This window comes from Thioalkalivibrio sp. ALJ21, assembly GCF_000378605.1.
Taxonomy (GTDB): domain Bacteria; phylum Pseudomonadota; class Gammaproteobacteria; order Ectothiorhodospirales; family Ectothiorhodospiraceae; genus Thioalkalivibrio.
In genome coordinates, this window is record NZ_KB905155.1 from 1188898 (window position 1) to 1204887 (window position 15990).

General features: G+C 66.8%; 18 protein-coding genes. 6 read left to right on the plus strand and 12 right to left on the minus strand.

What is annotated here, in order from left to right:
• Positions 1-6: 6 nt before the first annotated feature.
• Complete coding sequence (locus F579_RS0105550; protein WP_019025164.1) at positions 7-1164, minus strand: MFS transporter; 1158 nt, start codon at positions 1162-1164, stop codon at positions 7-9.
• 45 nt (positions 1165-1209) lie between these two features.
• Complete coding sequence (gene aroC / locus F579_RS0105555; RefSeq protein WP_012983107.1) at positions 1210-2316, minus strand: chorismate synthase; 1107 nt, start codon at positions 2314-2316, stop codon at positions 1210-1212.
• 124 nt (positions 2317-2440) lie between these two features.
• Between aroC and F579_RS0105560 the strand changes: the two genes are divergently transcribed.
• Positions 2441-2947: a heme-binding protein gene (locus tag F579_RS0105560; RefSeq protein ID WP_019025165.1), complete on the plus strand. Its 507-nt coding sequence runs from the start codon at positions 2441-2443 to the stop codon at positions 2945-2947.
• Positions 2948-2989: 42 nt separating this feature from the next.
• Positions 2990-3445: a rhodanese-like domain-containing protein gene (locus F579_RS0105565; protein WP_019025166.1), complete on the plus strand. Its 456-nt coding sequence runs from the start codon at positions 2990-2992 to the stop codon at positions 3443-3445.
• Positions 3446-3475: 30 nt separating this feature from the next.
• On the opposite strand, the gene rnk is transcribed toward F579_RS0105565, so the two are convergent.
• The 5 genes from rnk to F579_RS0105590 form a co-directional block, all read right to left on the minus strand.
• Positions 3476-3886, minus strand: coding sequence for a nucleoside diphosphate kinase regulator (gene rnk / locus F579_RS0105570; protein WP_019025167.1), 411 nt, complete (start codon positions 3884-3886; stop codon positions 3476-3478).
• A gap of 150 nt (positions 3887-4036) precedes the next feature.
• Complete coding sequence (locus F579_RS0105575) at positions 4037-4384, minus strand: rhodanese-like domain-containing protein (protein ID WP_019025168.1); 348 nt, start codon at positions 4382-4384, stop codon at positions 4037-4039.
• Positions 4385-4446: 62 nt separating this feature from the next.
• Positions 4447-5115, minus strand: a complete 669-nt coding sequence (locus F579_RS0105580) for a thioredoxin family protein (RefSeq protein WP_019025169.1) — start codon at positions 5113-5115, stop codon at positions 4447-4449.
• 16 nt (positions 5116-5131) lie between these two features.
• Positions 5132-5584, minus strand: a complete 453-nt coding sequence (locus F579_RS0105585) for a glycine cleavage system protein H (RefSeq protein ID WP_019025170.1) — start codon at positions 5582-5584, stop codon at positions 5132-5134.
• A complete protein-coding gene (locus F579_RS0105590) occupies positions 5584-5982 on the minus strand; it encodes a hypothetical protein (protein ID WP_019025171.1) in 399 nt (132 codons plus the stop codon). Before F579_RS0105590 ends, F579_RS0105585 begins: the two co-directional genes overlap by 1 nt.
• Before the next feature lie 166 nt (positions 5983-6148).
• Between F579_RS0105590 and F579_RS0105595 the strand changes: the two genes are divergently transcribed.
• The 3 genes from F579_RS0105595 to F579_RS0105605 all read left to right on the plus strand — a co-directional run bounded on the left by F579_RS0105595 (position 6149) and on the right by F579_RS0105605 (position 10218).
• Positions 6149-6706, plus strand: coding sequence for a hemerythrin domain-containing protein (locus F579_RS0105595; RefSeq protein ID WP_019025172.1), 558 nt, complete (start codon positions 6149-6151; stop codon positions 6704-6706).
• On the plus strand, positions 6699-7415 hold the full coding sequence (locus F579_RS0105600) for a hemerythrin domain-containing protein (RefSeq protein ID WP_019025173.1): 717 nt from the start codon (positions 6699-6701) through the stop codon (positions 7413-7415). Before F579_RS0105595 ends, F579_RS0105600 begins: the two co-directional genes overlap by 8 nt.
• A 148-nt stretch (positions 7416-7563) precedes the next feature.
• On the plus strand, positions 7564-10218 hold the full coding sequence (locus F579_RS0105605) for a diguanylate cyclase (RefSeq protein ID WP_026301117.1): 2655 nt from the start codon (positions 7564-7566) through the stop codon (positions 10216-10218).
• Positions 10219-10242: 24 nt separating this feature from the next.
• Here F579_RS0105605 and F579_RS0105610 read toward each other — a convergent pair whose 3' ends face one another.
• Genes F579_RS0105610 through rluB form a run of 3 tightly spaced genes read right to left on the minus strand, consistent with a single transcriptional unit; the run spans position 10243 to position 13060 of the window.
• Complete coding sequence (locus F579_RS0105610) at positions 10243-11448, minus strand: MFS transporter (protein ID WP_019025175.1); 1206 nt, start codon at positions 11446-11448, stop codon at positions 10243-10245.
• 5 nt (positions 11449-11453) lie between these two features.
• Positions 11454-12104, minus strand: a complete 651-nt coding sequence (locus tag F579_RS0105615) for an endonuclease III domain-containing protein (RefSeq protein ID WP_019025176.1) — start codon at positions 12102-12104, stop codon at positions 11454-11456.
• Positions 12104-13060 (minus strand): 23S rRNA pseudouridine(2605) synthase RluB, encoded by a 957-nt coding sequence (rluB, locus tag F579_RS0105620; protein ID WP_019025177.1) that lies wholly within the window; start codon positions 13058-13060, stop codon positions 12104-12106. The genes F579_RS0105615 and rluB overlap by 1 nt, the downstream gene beginning before the upstream one ends.
• A gap of 98 nt (positions 13061-13158) precedes the next feature.
• Here rluB and moaB point away from each other — a divergent pair, with 98 nt between their 5' ends.
• Positions 13159-13695, plus strand: coding sequence for a molybdenum cofactor biosynthesis protein B (gene moaB / locus F579_RS0105625; RefSeq protein WP_019025178.1), 537 nt, complete (start codon positions 13159-13161; stop codon positions 13693-13695).
• A 4-nt stretch (positions 13696-13699) separates the two neighbouring features.
• On the opposite strand, the gene F579_RS0105630 is transcribed toward moaB, so the two are convergent.
• Both F579_RS0105630 and F579_RS0105635 read right to left on the minus strand, forming a co-directional pair.
• A complete protein-coding gene (locus tag F579_RS0105630; protein WP_019025179.1) occupies positions 13700-14128 on the minus strand; it encodes a DUF488 domain-containing protein in 429 nt (142 codons plus the stop codon).
• Positions 14129-14135: 7 nt separating this feature from the next.
• The gene (locus F579_RS0105635; protein ID WP_019025180.1) at positions 14136-15920 is read right to left on the minus strand and encodes an N-acetylglutaminylglutamine amidotransferase; all 1785 of its coding nucleotides are present in this window, start codon (positions 15918-15920) and stop codon (positions 14136-14138) included.
• Between the last annotated feature and the right edge of the window lie 70 nt (positions 15921-15990).

Here is a 15990-nt window from a genome sequence, read left to right on the forward strand (position 1 = left end):
GGCGGCCTATGGCGTGCGCACCGGCGTCTTGTGACGCCACTCCCCGTATACCGAGGCCAGCACGCCAGCCGCCGCCAGAAACGCCGCGAACACATAGACCGAGGCCGGGCTGATGCCGTCCCAAAGGTAGCCCGCGACCAGACTTCCGGTGGCACCGCCCATCCCGAATGCCAGGGAGGAGTACAGGGCCTGCCCGCGCCCTTGTAGGCGCCCGGGGAAGAAGTAATGGATCAGCGAGATGGCGGCTGCATGATAGACGCCGTAGCTCGCCGCATGCAGGGCCTGGATGAACAGCAGCATGGGCAGGGAGTCGGGTATCGCGGCCAGCAGCCCCCAGCGCAGGGTGGTCAGCACCAGTGCCACCGACACCAGGAACCACGCCCCGAAGCGCAGGATCAGCCGCGGCATCAGCAGGAACAGGACCACCTCCGCCGCCACTCCGAGCGCCCACAGCTGCCCGGCCACCGCACGCGAGAACCCGGCCTCCTCCAGGTACAGCGTGAAGAACGCGTAGTACGGCCCGTGGCTCGCCTGCATGAAAAAGCAGGCCAGAAACAGTGCGATCACCTCCGGCCGCTTGAGTACCGCGACCAGCGCCGGGACATTGTTGTCCTGCTCCATATCGCGCACCGGCTCGCGCACCCAGAGCGTCGCCAGCCAGAGGGCCGCGAAAATGCCGAGCACGATCCAGGGCAGCCAGGCGATGTCGATATGGTCGAAGGCCCAGCCCAGCAGCGCGACCGCCACGATAAACCCGACCGACCCCCATAACCGGACCAGCGCGTAGCGATGGGCATCGCGGCCCAGGGTGCGCATCGTAGTGGCTTCGAACTGCGGGAGGATTGCATTCCAGAAGAAGCTGAACGCGGCCATCACCACGGCCAGCCACCAGTAGCCGGTGTAGAGCAGTACCCCGGCAAAGGCGACCACGCCGCCAAAGGCCCCCCAGCGGGTGATCGGCATGTGCGCGCCGGCGCGATCCGCGAGCCAGCCCCAGACGTTGGGCGCAATGATCTTGGTGGCGAGCACGATGGCCATCAGCTCGCCGATCTGCGACCCGCTAAAGCCGGCCTCGGACAGATACGGACCCCAGAACGGCATGAACGCGCCGAGACTGGCGAAATAGAAGAAGTAGACCGTGGAAAGGCGCGCGCTGGGGATCACCGGAACAGGCCTCCGGCGATGCGGGCACGGCGGTACGCGCCCATATCAGTCGTGCGGCAGGTCGCGCAGTTCCGGCAGGCCGGTGTCACCGACGTCGGCGTTTTGTCCGCGATGGCGCAGGGCGTGATCCATCAGCACAAGCGCCATCATCGCCTCGGCGATCGGGGTCGCACGGATGCCCACGCAGGGATCATGGCGGCCCTTGGTGACCACCTCCACCGGCTCGCCGGCGGTGTTGATGCTGCGCCCTGGCAGACGGAGGCTGGAGGTCGGCTTGAGCGCGATACTGGCACGCACGGCCTGGCCGGTACTGATCCCGCCCAGCACGCCGCCGGCGTGGTTCGACAGGAAACCTTCGGGGGTGATCTCGTCGCGGTGCTCGGTACCCCGCTGGGTCACCGACTCGAAGCCGGCCCCGATCTCCACACCCTTGACCGCATTGATGCTCATCAGCGCATGCGCCAGTTCGGCATCCAGGCGATCGAACACCGGCTCGCCCCAGCCTGCCGGCACACCGACAGCCTCGACAGTCACCCGCGCGCCAATCGAATCGCCGGACTTGCGCAGGGCATCCATGTATTCCTCCAGCTCCGCGACCTTGTCCGGGTCGGGGCAGAAGAACGGATTGTCGTTGACGATCTCCGGCTGCTTCGCCTCCAGTTCGATCGGGCCCAGCTGCGACAGCCAGCCACGAATCTCGATCCCGTAACGCTGCTGGAGGTAGCGCCGGGCGATGCCACCCGCCGCGACGCGCAGCGCGGTCTCGCGCGCTGAGCTGCGCCCGCCGCCGCGGTAATCGCGCAGGCCGTACTTGCGATGGTAGGTGTAGTCCGCATGCCCTGGACGGAAGCGATCCATGATCTCGCTGTAGTCCTTGGAGCGTTGATCGACGTTCTCGATCAGCAGGCCGATCGGGGTCCCGGTCGTGCGGCCCTCGAACACCCCGGACAGGATGCGTACCTGGTCCGGCTCTCGCCGCTGGGTGGTGTGGCGCGACTGTCCCGGCCGGCGGCGATCGAGGTCGAACTGCAGGTCCGCCTCGCAAAGCTCCAGACCGGGCGGACAGCCGTCCACCACCGCGCCCAGGGCCGGCCCGTGACTCTCACCAAAGGTACTGACGACGAACAGTCGCCCAAAGCTGTTTCCCGACATGCGCGATAGTGTATCCGCGCCGCGCGGTGCTGTCGCCTGTTGCCGCCCCGACCGGACGGCAAAGCCACGAAATTTCTGCCATGATCGGCAGCGCAGCACCCATAACAAAAGACAGGAGATGGATATGTCGCGTTCGATCAAGCGTCTGGCCGCCGGTACCGCCGCCGCGGTCTGTCTGGGACTGGCCAGCGTGGCCCAGGCCGACGTGTTCAACCAGCGCATGATGAGCATGGAGCTGGCCAACGACATCGCCGAGGCCGCGGTGCTGGCCTGCCGCGAAAAGGGACACCAGACCAGCGCCGTGGTCGTCGACCGCGCCGGCAACGACCGCGCCGTGCTGCGCGACAACCTGGCCGCCGTGCAGACCATCCAGATCGCCGGCGACAAGGCCCGAGCCACGGTCATGTCCGGCACCAGCTCCGGCAACTTCCGTGATAACCGCGAAGACATTCGCATGGAAATGAACCACGTGGACGGCATCATCATGCTGGAAGGCGGGCTGCCGATCGAGGTAGCCGGCAGCATGATCGGCGCGGTGGGCGTATCCGGTGCCCCTGGTGGTGATCTGGATGAAGAATGCGCCCAGGCCGCGCTAGACTCGGTTCAGGAGCGACTCGACTTCGCGATGTAACGAGTCCCTGGGGACGGCCGCCGACCCACGCCCGGAGCCTTGATGAAAGATCCACTCGCCAATCAGAAGACGGTTCCCGCGCCCGGCGTGCGGCGGATCCGCCCCCAGGAGGCGCATCAGCGTCTGCAGGAGCGCCCGCGCGACCTGCTAATCGACATCCGCTCGACGATGGAATTCCTGTTCGTCGGGCACCCGCAGGGCGCCATCCATATCCCGTGGATCGACGAGCCGGACTGGACCGTGAATCCGCACTTCGTGCCCCAGGTACGCAAGCTGCTGCTGGGCGGGGCCGAGGATCACAGCGAGGATGCCCCCGCGCTCTACCTGATCTGTCGCAGCGGCAAGCGCACGCTGGCCGCTGGCCAGGCCCTGGTCGATGCCGGTATCGAGAACGTGTACTCGGTGGAAGAAGGTTTTGAAGGACCGCTGGACGAACACCACCAGCGTTCCACCCGCGGTGGCTGGCGCTACCACGGGCTGCCCTGGGAACAGTGCTGAGCGAGTCAGCGCCTGACGCAACTGAACTCGCTAGCGGTGATACTCGCCGGCGCGCTCCGGCTGGTACTCGACGGCCTCGATGCGCACATGCATCTTCCCGCCACCCGGGCGCGGCCATTCGATCTCGTCCCCCTCGGACAGACCCAGCAGTGCACTGCCCACCGGCGCCAGAATCGACAGCGTGCCATCGCTCTCGTCCACGTCACGCGGGTAGACCAGCGTCAGCGAAAACTCCTCGCCGGACTCGATCACCCGGAACCGGACCTTCGAATTCATCGTAACCACCGAGCCCGGGATCTCGTGCGAATCCACGACATCCGCGCGGTCCAGCTCGGCCTCCAGGTCGGCCTTGCCGGGAAAGCTGTCGTCCGGCAGCGATTCCAGCAGCTTGTCCAGGCGCTCCATGTCCGTGCTGGAGACGACGATCTTCGGCTTGTTCACTTTCACACTCCAGAATGCAGAACGCGCCTCCGGGGAGACGCGCCAGGCAAGAAACTTTCGAGACTTTCCGGAAACCGGAACACGAGGCTCCGAGACTAGCCAAGACGAGACGGAAAAGCCATACCACGGCTCGGCACCGCCCTCTCCTGGCTATGGAGTCCGGGTCTCCCGCCACGCGGCGTAACCACCGCGCAGGACCAGGGCATCGATACCCATCGCGCGCAGGCTGTCGGCCACCAGCTGGGACCGGCCACGGCCCCCACAGAACACCACGACGGGCTGCTGGGGGTCCTGCATGTGGGATTCGATGGTGGCCTCCAGCTTGGGCCGGGGGATATTCACCGCGCCTTCAATACTGCCTTCGGCCGCCTCCTCCTGCTGGCGCACATCCACCAGCAGAAACGACCGCCCCGCCTGGCGCCAGTCGGCCAGTTCCGCGGGGTCCAGATGCGGCAGCTTTTCTTCCAGTTCGGCGATGCGTTTGTCGAAAAGACTCACTGTCAGCGGCTCCGTTGAAGGCCCATGCGCAACATTCTACCGCCTCGGCAGAAGCAGGACCCTCACAGGGACGGGCGCAGCAGGAGCGGCGCGACGCGCAGCGTAAACAGCGCAAGCCCGACAAATGCGGCCACCGCACCGACGGCGGTCAGCATTGGAACGCTCAGCAGCCAGCCGAAGCCCATGCCCAGCACCGCGACATGCACCAGCACCTGCGGCGTCCAGGCCCACAGCCAGCCACCCGCGATCGGGTGCCCGGTAAAGCGCGGCAGCATGTGCTCGCCGAGGCCCATGATCAGCAGGAGCAGGAACCCGAGGGTAAAGCCATGCAGTGCAGCCGGGCGCGTGGCGCCATCCAGGAAGAAGCCGCCCAGCGGCAAGGCCGCACCCGCGATCAGCAACCAGATCATCGCGCCCAGCACGGAGGCACGGCTGGACGCCGAAAGTCCCAGCCCGACATGACGCGCGGTCTTCTGCGTGCGCTCCGGCGCCTCGGCAACCAGCGCAGTCGCAGCCGTGCGGTCCAGCAACCCGATGTGCTTCAGCTCGCCGTCCACCACCACGGCCGGGATGGAACGTATGCGCAACCGGGTCGCCAGTTGACGCCCCTCCGGCTGCCCCATGTCGACGACCGCGAAATCGATCTGCTTCTTCTGAGCCACCTCGCGCCAGATGCGCTCGGCATCGTGGCAGGAGGCACACCATTCGGACACCAGCAGTTCCACCTTCATGAATCGGCCTCCCCCGTTAGTCCGCGCAGCGCATGCAGTGGATGTCGTAGCGGTCGATCCACTGTTTGAGCCCCTCGACGGCTTCGGTCCCTGTATGCAGCCGCTCCAGCGCCTTCTGCGGGTCGTCCGGGCGCATCACCACCACCCAGGCATCGGTATAAGGGGCCACATTCACCAGTCCGGGGTCGGCCTCCACGGCGGGGTTAATGCGCTCGATGGTGCCGTCGAAGGGCGTGGGGATGCCCCCCGCCCACTTGCCGGACTCCAGCCGCGCCACCGGCTTGCCCGCGGCCCGGTGCGACCCGGGCTTGCGAAAACGGAAGTACTGCACGCGCCCCGCCATCGTCTGGGCGGGATCGGTAATGCCCAGGGTAAAGGTACCGTCGTCCTCCGGGCGGACCCAGACATAGTCGAGGTCGTAGAACAGGTCGTCCGGCAGCTCGCAGCCGTTGTATTCGGTATGGCTCATCACGCCCCCTTCGGACCGTAGTGGCGCACGGTGAGTGCGATATTCAGTGCGAACAGGATCATCGCCGCCCAGGCCATCGCCCCGCCGATCGCAACCGTCGGGTTATGGAAGATCACCCAGCCGGCGACCATCACCCAGAGACCGAGATTGGCCAGCACGAACTGCACATGCCCCAGCCGTTCCGAGAACAGCGAGCGCCCGGAAAAGCGCGGCAATACGTGGAGCCCCACGCCGTAGATCATCATGGTCACAAAGCCCAGCAGCATCAGATGACCATGGATGCGCGGCACATTGCCGGGGATCAGCCCCGGATGGGCCAGCCAGAGGATGCCGATGAGTCCACCCAGGAGTGCATAGGCCAGCGCGGCCAGGATGAACATCCGGTTGCGTGGATGCATGTCTCGTTTGCTCCCTTTTTGTTTGTTCTGCAGCGAGGCTAGACTACGATAAGATCCATCGTAAATACATTGATCGAGATCAACACGGACGCTTGCGCCTTCAGAGACAGTACGCCCCACATGTGCTCTGAACACACGCCGATTGCCCCGCCATCCGAGCCTATTGATGAAACTGCACCTCCATGAACCCGCGCCCGGCTTCCACCGCCCGCTCGACCTCCTGCGGGCCTGTCATCGGCGGATCACCAACTGCCTCGACACAATGGAGCGGCTGTCGGAACACCTGGAGCAGCACGGGGCCGACGCGGAGGCCCAATCCGCGGCTCGCCGTGTGCTGGCCTATTTCGAGCAGGCCGCCCCGCAACATCACGCCGACGAGGACCAGGATCTGTTCCCGATCCTGCATGCGTACCGCGACCACCCCGAGGCCCACCCACAACTGAGTGAGTGGATGGACCGCCTGAGCGCGGAGCACCCCCGTCTTGAGGCTGGCTGGGACGCCCTGGAGCCGGCCCTGCAACGCATTGCGGCAGGGCACGCCGATCCGCTGGTAGGCGCGGCTGACTGGATACAGCGCTACCGGGCCCACCTCGAGCTGGAGGAACAAGCCGTACTGCCGCTGGCCGAACACCTGCTCAGCGCCGAGGAACGCGCCCGTATCGGACGCTCCATGGCGCACCGGCGCGGCATACCGGATGCGTACACGGAGCCCGCCAATGAGTGACTTCCTGCTGGACCTGCGGGGACTCGCCGATCACGCGCACACCCGCGCCTACTACACGTTGCGTGAACTGCAACCGGGTCAGGTCTTCGACGTCTGGCTGGATCAGGAGCCGCAGCTGCTGATGGATGCGGTCAGCCTGCAGTTGCGCCACGCCATCCACTGGCAGGTGCAGGAAAGTGGCCCGCCGCTGTGGAAACTGCGCGTCCAGCGCCGCGAGGACGTCGCGCCCGTGGATCTTGTCGATCTGCTTCAGCGCGACCACCTGCGCATCGACCGGCTGTTCGCCAGTGCCCTGCACAAGGTCAATGCTGGCGATCTCGAGGGCGCGGCACCGGACTTTCGGGCCTACGTGGAAGGCCTGCGCCGGCACGTTCATGTGGAGAACGAACTCATCGTCCCGACGCTTGAGGTTGCGCGCGGAGTCGGCAGCCAGGACCCGGTCACGATCATGCTGCGCGAGCATGACGAGATCCTGGAACAAACCGCGCTGCTGGAACACGAGTTCCAGGAAGGTGTCGACGAGGCGTGGATGGTGGCCCCGTTCTTCGCCCTGATCTCCGGGGCCCTCGCCAAACACGAAAGCCGCGAGGAGCAAAACGTCTTCCCGAACTGGGGACGCCGCCTGCGCCACGAACCCGACCTGGCGGCCGAACTCCTGGAGAAGGCCCATCAGCATCTGGGGGATGGCCTCGGGACGCCCGATCGATAGGGGTCGGCAATACGCAAGGACTGTGTCACGATAGTTCATCGCCACGGCCCGAAACGACGTGACACCACTCCACCCCGATACCGGCTTCCCCCGCCCTTTCCAGCGGCTTCGCGAGTGGCACGCGGTATGGGCAGTCGTCGCCCTGACCCTGGCGGTCCTGCTGCCTTGCAGCGCCAGCGCTCAGGCCGACGAGTCGGCGCAACCCCTGATCGTCTCCCAGGACCATGCCTGGCCACCCTTTGCCTTCGCCGACAATGGCGGCAAGCCACGCGGCTTGCTGGTCGATTTGTGGCAGGAACTCGCAAACGAACTCGACCGCCCGGTGGAGTTCCGGCTGGTCGACTGGCCGCGCACCCTGGATCTCGTGCGCGACGGCGAGGCCAATGTCCACGGCGGGCTAATCCAGTCTCCCGAACGCGAACAAACGCTGGTCTTCAGCGACGTGCTGTTCCCCCTGCGCACCTTTGCCTTTGTGCGTACCGGCGCGCCCGTGGCCCAACTGGGCGAACTCGCACACAAGCCGGCAGGCGTTGTGGCGGGCAGCTTCGAACTCGAGTTCATGCGGCGCGAACGACCCGAGCACCCGCTGCAGGTCTTCGACAACAACGAGCAAATGGTGCGCGCCGCGGTGGAAGGCATGATCGATGTCTTCGTCGGCGACTACCCGGTCGCCATGTACCTGCTGGACCGTCATGGCGAGCCGGGCATGTTTCACCCCCTGGAGCTGCTCTACGAGCAGCCCCTGCGCGCAGCGGTAACGCACGGTAACGAGGAACTGCTGGACGAAATCAACACGGCCATCGCCCAGCTGGATGACGAACTGCTGCGCCAGATCACGCAGCGCTGGATCCACTCGGATACGGTCGAGGTGATCCCCACCTGGCTGCTCCCAACCGTCATTGGCCTGGGCCTGCTGGCGGTATTGCTGTATGCCGCATTGCTGCTTCGCCAGCGGCGCGCGCTCGAAACACGCGTTCGCCAGCGCACCGCGGAGCTCGAGGATGAGCGCGAGCTGTTCCGTACCCTGACCGAACACGCCGCAGCCGGGGTATTCATCCTCCAGAACGACCATTTCCAGACCGTCAATCCGGCCCTTTCCCGTATCCTTCAGCGCCCCGAATCCTGGCTGCTGAACCAGCCCTTCTACGAGATCATCCACCCGGAACAGCGCGAGGCCGTGACCCAGCGGGCCCGCGACCGGATCGCGGGCAAAAAGGTGCCGGATCACTACGAGATGAAGGTCATCACCGGCGAGGGCGAGACCCGCTGGGTCGACCTGACCGCCGGCCGCGTAGAGCTGCAAAGCGGCTCGGCCAGTATTGGCACGATATACGACATCACCGAACGGCGACTGCTGGAGGATCAACTGCGCACCAGCGAGGCCCAGTACCGCCAGCTGGTCGAGAATATCGGCGACATCATCTACACCCTTACGCCGGACGGCGCCATCACCTATGTCTCGCCGCAATGGACACGAGTACTGGCTTATACCGCCGAGGAAACGACCGGAACCCCCATCACCGATTACGTCCATCGGGAGGACCGCGAGGAATTGGGCCGCTTCCTCCAGCGCACCATCCGCTCCGAGAAAAACGACCAGGAAATCGAGTACCGCATCCGGCATCAAAAAGGGGAATGGCGCTGGCACGTCTCGAGCGGCGCCCCGATCCGCAGCGCGACGGGCGAGATCACGGGCTATGTGGGTGTAGCCCGAGACATCACCGATCGCCGCCGCATGCACGACGAGCTTCAGTACCAGGCGCGTTTCAATGCCATGCTGGCGCACCTGTCCTCGGATTTTGTAACCGCCAGCGCCGACTTGATGGACGAACGTCTGGACGCCGCGCTGGCCGATATCGGGCGCTTTTTCGAGAGCGACCGCTGCTACCTGTTCGAGTTGTCAGCGGATGGCGACCATATGGACAACACCCACGAATGGTGTGCCCCCGGTGTGTTCTCCGTAATGGATCAGCTGCGGGATGTAGACCTCAATGAACTGCCCTGGTGGCGCACCCGCATGCTGGAAATGATCGAGCAGCGCATACCGGTGGTGATCCCCGTGGTGGACGACCTCCCTGAGGAGGCGGCCACCGAACGCGAGCTGTTCCGGCGACAAGGCGTCAAGACCCTGATCTGCGTACCCATCCTGACTGGACAGCAGGTCACCGGCTTTGTCGGGATGGACATGCTGCGCCCGCGCACCTGGCGCAAGGATCAGGATGAACTGCTGCTGGTGCTCGGCAACCTGATCTCGGAGGCACTGCAGCGTAACCACCTGGAGATCCAGCTACGCGATCTGGGGATCACCGATCCATTGACCGGCCTGTACAACCGCCGCTACCTGATGGAGCGCCTGCGCGAACAGATCGAGGCCTGGCGCCGCCACGGCGAACACTTTGCCGTGGCGATTCTGGATCTGGACCACTTCAAGGCCCTCAATGACACCCATGGGCACCTGGCCGGCGACGAGGTGCTGCGCAACTTCGGTGATCTGCTGCGACGCCAGCACCGGGTCTTCGACATTGTCGCTCGTTTTGGCGGCGAGGAATTCATCGTGGTGCTGAGCCATGTCGATCACGAGGCCGCCACCACCGCGATCGAGCGCCTGCTGCAGGCCACCCGCGAACTCGACACACGGTTCGAGGGCGAATCACTGGCCTTCACGGTCAGCGCCGGCCTGGCCTGGTCCGACGAGTGCGACCCGGAGCACCTCACGCCCGAAGCCCTGATCGATCGGGCCGATGGGCGTCTGTATCGCGCGAAGGCCCAGGGGCGCGACCGGCTTGTAGCCGGAGACACGTAACCCATCCGGGACACGTTGAATGCGTCAGTGCCTCCCGGCGCCCCGTGGACCCGACAGTCGGCTGAGCGCCCACAACCCGAGCGCGGGCCCGGGCAGCAATAGCCACAACACCCACAGCCCCAGGTCATCCCACAGCCAGGCGGTCACCAGGATCGAAGGCAGGGTGAGCGCAAAGCCGATGGCATTCATCACGCTCAGGGCAGAGCCCACCGCATCCGGTGGCGCACTCTCCGCAGCCAGCGCCGAGAACTGGGGCGAATCCGCGATCACCGTCAGGCCCCAAAGGACCAGCAGTCCCAGGAGCAGCCACGGGGCCAGGCCCGCCAACAACGGATACAGCAGGCACACCAGCCCGGATGTCGCCAGCGCCACCCGCGCGACACGCAGGCTTCCCAAACGGCGACTCAGCCGGCCACCCCAGACACAGCCCACGGCACCCAGCCCGATCACCGCGAAGGCCAGCCAGGGCACCAGCCCGGCGGGGGCATCCAGACGGGCCAGTTCATGCGCAACCAGCAGCGGAACCAGCGTCCAGAAGGCATACAGCTCCCAGCAATGGCCGAAGTAACCGCCAGCCACCGCACGAAAGTCACGCCCGCCCAATGCACGAAAGCCCTTGCCCAACCCCGGTGTGCGCCCCGACGGCGGCAGATGCGGCCCGTCGCCCAGGCGCGCGATCATCCAGGCGGCCGCCACGGCCAGCACCGAGGCCAGCATCATCGGCACCGGCCAGACCAGGTCGAGGGTCACGCCCCGCAGGAGATGAGGAAGCGCCGTTCCCAGCGTGAGCATCCCCAGCAGCCAGGACAGGGCCCAGCCCTTGTGCTGCGGCGTCCAGCTGATCACCAGCTTCATGCCCAGCGGATACACCCCGGCCAGACACAGCCCGACGACAAAGCGCACCGCCAGCGCCAGCTCCCAGACGCCGGCCAGCAGGATGAACCCGGCATTGACCAGCGCGCCCAATAGCGCGGACACCATGAACAGGCGACTGGCACACACCCGGTCTGCCAGGCCGGTCGCGGCCGCCACCAGGGTGCCGGTGATAAACCCCAGCTGGGTCGCCATCGTCAGCCAGCCGATCTCGGTCGCCGTCCAGCCCAGTGCCTGCTGCAGGGACAGCCCGACCCCGTTCACGCTGAACCACAGCGAGGTCGCAAAGAGCTGAGCGGTCACGATCACCGCCAGGGGATGGCGGTGCAGCAGTCCAGCGTAATGGCCTGCCTGCACGAGTTCTAAACCACCACGCGTCCGGGACAGACGTCGCTCAGGGGGCATCCCTTACACGCCGGCTTGGGACGGCAGCGCTGCTTGCCGTGCTCCACGATCAGGGCATGCAGATCATTGAAGGCCTGCGCATCCGGCCCCAGCTCCGACTCCACATAGGCCCGCAGGTCGTCGTAGGCACCACGGGCATGCGGCAGGCCCAGCCGTTCGAACAGCCGCCGGGTGTAGGCATCGACCACGAACACGGGCCGCTCGAAGGCGTACAGCACGATGTCGTCCGCGGTCTCCGGCCCCACGCCCTTGACGCCCAGAAGGGCCGATCGCAGGGCCTCGGTCTCCATGCGGGCCAGGGTTTCTACCCCGCCCTGCTGTTCCAGAAAGCGCAGCAGGTGTCGCAGCCGGTCGGCCTTCACGTTGAAGTACCCGCTCGGGCGAATGTGCTCGGCGAGGGTCTCGTGCGGAAGTGCCAGCAGAGACTCCGGATCCAGCACATCCGCCGCGCGCAGATTGGCGATCGCGCGTTCGACATTGGTCCAGCTGGTGTTCTGCGTGAGCACCGCACCCACCATGACCTCGAACGCCGACTCCGCCGGCCACCACTGCAGATCGCCGTAGGCGCCCTGCAGGCGCTGCCCGACCTCGGCCACCCGCAATGGCATCAGGAACGCGCCCGACTACCCGGCTTGCGTGGCCCGCCCTTGCGCCCGGAACCTCCCGGCCCCGAACGCCCGGTCTTGCCGCCCTTGCCGGGGCCACTGCCCGGCTTGGTGGAGGTCCAGCGATCCGCTTCGCGTACGCGCCCGCCCGATTTGGCCCGCTTGCCGCGCGCCGGGCGAGTGTTGCGCCCCGGCCCGCGGCGCCGCCCCCGCTCGCGAATGGACTCCGGCACGGGCAGCTCGACCGCCTCGTACAGCGCCTCGACCTCGCGCACCTCCAGATCGCGGGAGGCGCCCGTCTTCAGGCCGCGCCCGAGGACCACCGGTCCGTAGCGCACCCGGATCAGCCGGCTCACGGTCACGCCGACCGCATCCCACAGGCGGCGCACCAGGCGGTTGCGGCCTTCACTGACCACGACATGGAACCAGTGATTGGCACCGTCGCCGCCGCGCTCTTCCAGGACATCGAAACGCGCGGGACCATCCTCCAGCTCGACCCCTTCCAGCAGCATGCGCCGCGTATCGTCGGGGACCTCGCCCAGCACCCGCACCGCATACTCGCGCTCCAGCGAATGACTGGGGTGCATCAGGCGATTCGCCAGTTCGCCATCGGTAGTGAACAGCAAAAGCCCCGAGGTGTTCAGGTCGAGGCGCCCGACCGCGACCCAGCGCTGCCCCTTCAGGCGCGGCAGGCTGGCGAACACCGGCTTGCGGCCCTCGGGGTCGCTGCGACTGCAGATCTCGCCGACCGGCTTGTGATACACGAGCCAGCGATGGGCATGCTCCGCCATGTGAATCACGCGCCCGCGCACGCGGATTACGTCATTCGGCCCTACCTGGTCACCCAGCTTGGCCGTGCGCTGGTTGACCTTCACCTCGCCGCGCTCGATCCAGCCCTCGATCTCGCGCCGCGAACCGAGACCGCGCGCCGCCAGGACCTTCTGTACCCGCTCCGACATTCCTGCTGACTCCAGACGTCTCGATCCGGCCGCATTGCCGCGACCGGACCCGCATTCATTATGATGGGCGCTCACGATACACCAACAGGACGTTGCCCATGAGCGCGAAGAGCCCGGAAACCACCCCCGTCCAGACCCCGCTGAACATTGCCATCCTCACGGTATCCGACAGCCGAACGCTGGCCGAGGACCGCTCCGGCGATGCCCTGGTGGAGCGACTGGAGGGCGCAGGGCACCGCCTGGCCGAGCGCCGCGTGGTCCGGGACGACATCTACGCGATCCGCGCCGAACTCTCGCGCTGGATTGCCGATCCGGAGATCGACGCGGTGCTGACCACTGGCGGCACCGGCATCACCGGCCGCGACGGCACGCCGGAGGCCGCCTCGGTGCTGCTGGACAAGACCATCGAGGGCTTCGGCGAATTGTTCCGCATGCTCTCCTTTGAGGAGATCGGCACCTCCAGCCTGCAATCCCGCGCGCTGTCGGGCGTGGCCAACGGCACTTATGTCTTCGTGCTGCCCGGCTCCACCGGCGCCTGCCGCACCGCCTGGGACCGCATCATCCAGGCTCAGCTGGACGACCGCACCATGCCCTGCAACCTGACCATGCTGATGCCGCGCCTGAAGGAATCCTGAGCGATCAATCCGGATCGCCCCCGGGCTCGTCGGGGGCGAAGCACACAGGCGAAGCACGTTCGCCGGTGTGCTCCTCCTCGGCCCTCTCGGCATTGAGGAGATCGCGCAACACCGCCGCGTGGCTGTGCTCCACATCCCGCGTGGCCGTCAGCAGGGTCAGGCGGCCACGGCGGGCGTACCCCAGTAGCCGGCCCCAGGCCTCGGGGGCCGCCCCCAGTTCCGCTTGGTAACGGCGGCAGAAATCGCGCCAGCGCCCCGGGTCATGACCGAACCAGCGGCGCAGTTCCGGGGACGGCGCGATGGATTTTTCCCAGGCATCCGGTGCGAGTGTGGATTTCTTCACCCCGCGCGGCCAGAGCCGATCGACCAGCACGCGGAACCCGTCGTCGGGCCCGACCGGATCGTAGACGCGCCGAATCCGCACCCGGTCCATGCAGCGCTTACCGATCCACGTGGGTCTGCAGCCAGTATTCGAGCAGGGCCGCGTGCCAGAGCTTGGACCCCTGGATGCGGGTGAAGTACTGGTCCGGGGCATCCAGAAGCTTGTCGATGTAGGCCGGCTGATAGAGGCCGCGCTCGCGCGAGGCGCGCGAGGTCAGGATGTCGCGCATGAACTCGAGGAAGTCCCCGCGCACGTATTTCAGCGCCGGCACCGGGAAGTAGCCCTTGGGCCGGTCCAGCACCGCGTCCGGCAGGCGCCCGCGGGCGATGCGGCGCAGCACGTCCTTGCCGCCGTCGCCGAGCTTCAGGTGCGGCGGCATCGCGGCGGCCGTCTCCACCAGCTCGTGATCCAGGAACGGGACCCGTGCCTCGAGGCCGAAGGCCATGGTCATGTTGTCTACGCGCTTGACCGGGTCGTCCACGATCAGCGTGGTCACATCCAGCGCCAGCACCGCGTCGATGAAGGAATCCGCACGGTCGGTCTCGAGTTCGGCGAACTGCTCGTGCAGCCAGTCGCCGGTCACGTCGTTCGCCGGAGGATGACGCAGCATCTCGGCCATCTCCGGGTGGTCGCGGTCGAAGTAGTGGCGGCGGAAACGTTCCACCCAGTCGCCGTGGCGGTCCTCGGCCATCTGCGGGTACCAGAAGTAGCCGCCGAAGACCTCGTCCGCGCCCTGGCCGGACTGCACCACCTTCACATGCTGCGAGACCTGTTCGGACAGCAGGTAGAAGGCCACCGCGTCCTGGCCGAACATCGGCTCGGCCATCGCCCCCACCGCCTCCGGCAATCGGGCCAAGACCTGGTCGTTAGGGATCAGGGTCGCCTGGTGGTCGGTGGCGTAGCGCTCGGCGACCGGATCGGAGTACTCGAACTCCGAGCCCTTCTCCTCCGGCTGGTCCTCGAAGCCGACGGTAAAGGTGCGCAGGTCCTGCGCACCCTCCTCCATCGCCAGGGCGACCAGCAGCGAGGAATCCAGGCCGCCGGAGAGCAGCACGCCGACCGGCACGTCGGCCACTTCCAGGCGCTTGCGCACGGCACTGCGCAGGCTGTGTTCGATACGTTCCTGCCACTCGGCGTCGGATACGGCCGCGTCCGGGCGGTGGGCATGCAGCGTCCAGTAGCGCTGCAGCCGTTCCTGGCCGCGTGCATCGATGCTCAGGTAATGCCCCGGCTCCAGCTTGCGGATGCCGCGCAGCACGGTGCGCGGCGCGGGCACCACCGCGTGCAGTGAGAACAGCATGTGCAGTGCCTCGGCATCCAGTTCGGTGTCCACGTCGCCGGCCGCCAGCAGGGCCTGGGTGTTGGAGGCGAAGCGGATGCCGTCGCCGGTGCGCGCCAGGTACAGCGGCTTGATGCCCATGCGGTCGCGCGCCAGCAGCAGGCGCTGGGCATGGCCGTCATACAGCGCGAATGCGAACATGCCGTGCAGCCGGGCCACGATGCCCTCGCCCCACTCGGCGTAGCCGCGCAGGATGACCTCGGTATCGCCGGTGGAGAAGAAACGATGGCCGCGGCCCTCCAGCTCGCTGCGCAGGGCGCGGAAGTTGTAGATCGCACCGTTGAAAACCAGCGCAAGCCCCGTCTCCGGGTCGAACATCGGCTGGTGCGCGCGCTGCGACAGATCCAGGATCGACAGGCGCCGGTGCCCCAGCGCGACCCGCCCGGAGGCCCAGAGCCCATCGGCATCCGGCCCGCGCCGTTCCAGGCAGGGCAGCATGCGCGCCACGGCCTCGCCGCTGGCGCGCCGCTCACCCCAGACGAATTCTCCCGCGATCCCGCACATCGATTGTTTCCTTGCTGGTTGGGTGGCTTGGGCCCCGGCTTGTTGCTGCCCGACGCGGGCAGGGGCTTCG

Excerpts from the sequence above, each read along its gene's own strand:
- F579_RS0105585 (WP_019025170.1), bottom strand. The coding sequence starts at position 5,584 with ATGAGCCATACCGAATACAACGGCTGCGAGCTGCCGGACGACCTGTTC.
- F579_RS0105580 (WP_019025169.1), bottom strand. The coding sequence starts at position 5,115 with ATGAAGGTGGAACTGCTGGTGTCCGAATGGTGTGCCTCCTGCCACGAT.
- F579_RS0105560 (WP_019025165.1), top strand. The coding sequence starts at position 2,441 with ATGTCGCGTTCGATCAAGCGTCTGGCCGCCGGTACCGCCGCCGCGGTC.
- F579_RS0105600 (WP_019025173.1), top strand. The coding sequence starts at position 6,699 with ATGAGTGACTTCCTGCTGGACCTGCGGGGACTCGCCGATCACGCGCAC.
- F579_RS0105565 (WP_019025166.1), top strand. The coding sequence starts at position 2,990 with ATGAAAGATCCACTCGCCAATCAGAAGACGGTTCCCGCGCCCGGCGTG.
- F579_RS0105615 (WP_019025176.1), bottom strand. The coding sequence starts at position 12,104 with ATGCCATTGCGGGTGGCCGAGGTCGGGCAGCGCCTGCAGGGCGCCTAC.
- F579_RS0105590 (WP_019025171.1), bottom strand. The coding sequence starts at position 5,982 with ATGCATCCACGCAACCGGATGTTCATCCTGGCCGCGCTGGCCTATGCA.
- F579_RS0105635 (WP_019025180.1), bottom strand. The coding sequence starts at position 15,920 with ATGTGCGGGATCGCGGGAGAATTCGTCTGGGGTGAGCGGCGCGCCAGC.
- F579_RS0105630 (WP_019025179.1), bottom strand. The coding sequence starts at position 14,128 with ATGGACCGGGTGCGGATTCGGCGCGTCTACGATCCGGTCGGGCCCGAC.
- rluB (WP_019025177.1), bottom strand. The coding sequence starts at position 13,060 with ATGTCGGAGCGGGTACAGAAGGTCCTGGCGGCGCGCGGTCTCGGTTCG.
- aroC (WP_012983107.1), bottom strand. The coding sequence starts at position 2,316 with ATGTCGGGAAACAGCTTTGGGCGACTGTTCGTCGTCAGTACCTTTGGT.
- F579_RS0105595 (WP_019025172.1), top strand. The coding sequence starts at position 6,149 with ATGAAACTGCACCTCCATGAACCCGCGCCCGGCTTCCACCGCCCGCTC.
- moaB (WP_019025178.1), top strand. The coding sequence starts at position 13,159 with ATGAGCGCGAAGAGCCCGGAAACCACCCCCGTCCAGACCCCGCTGAAC.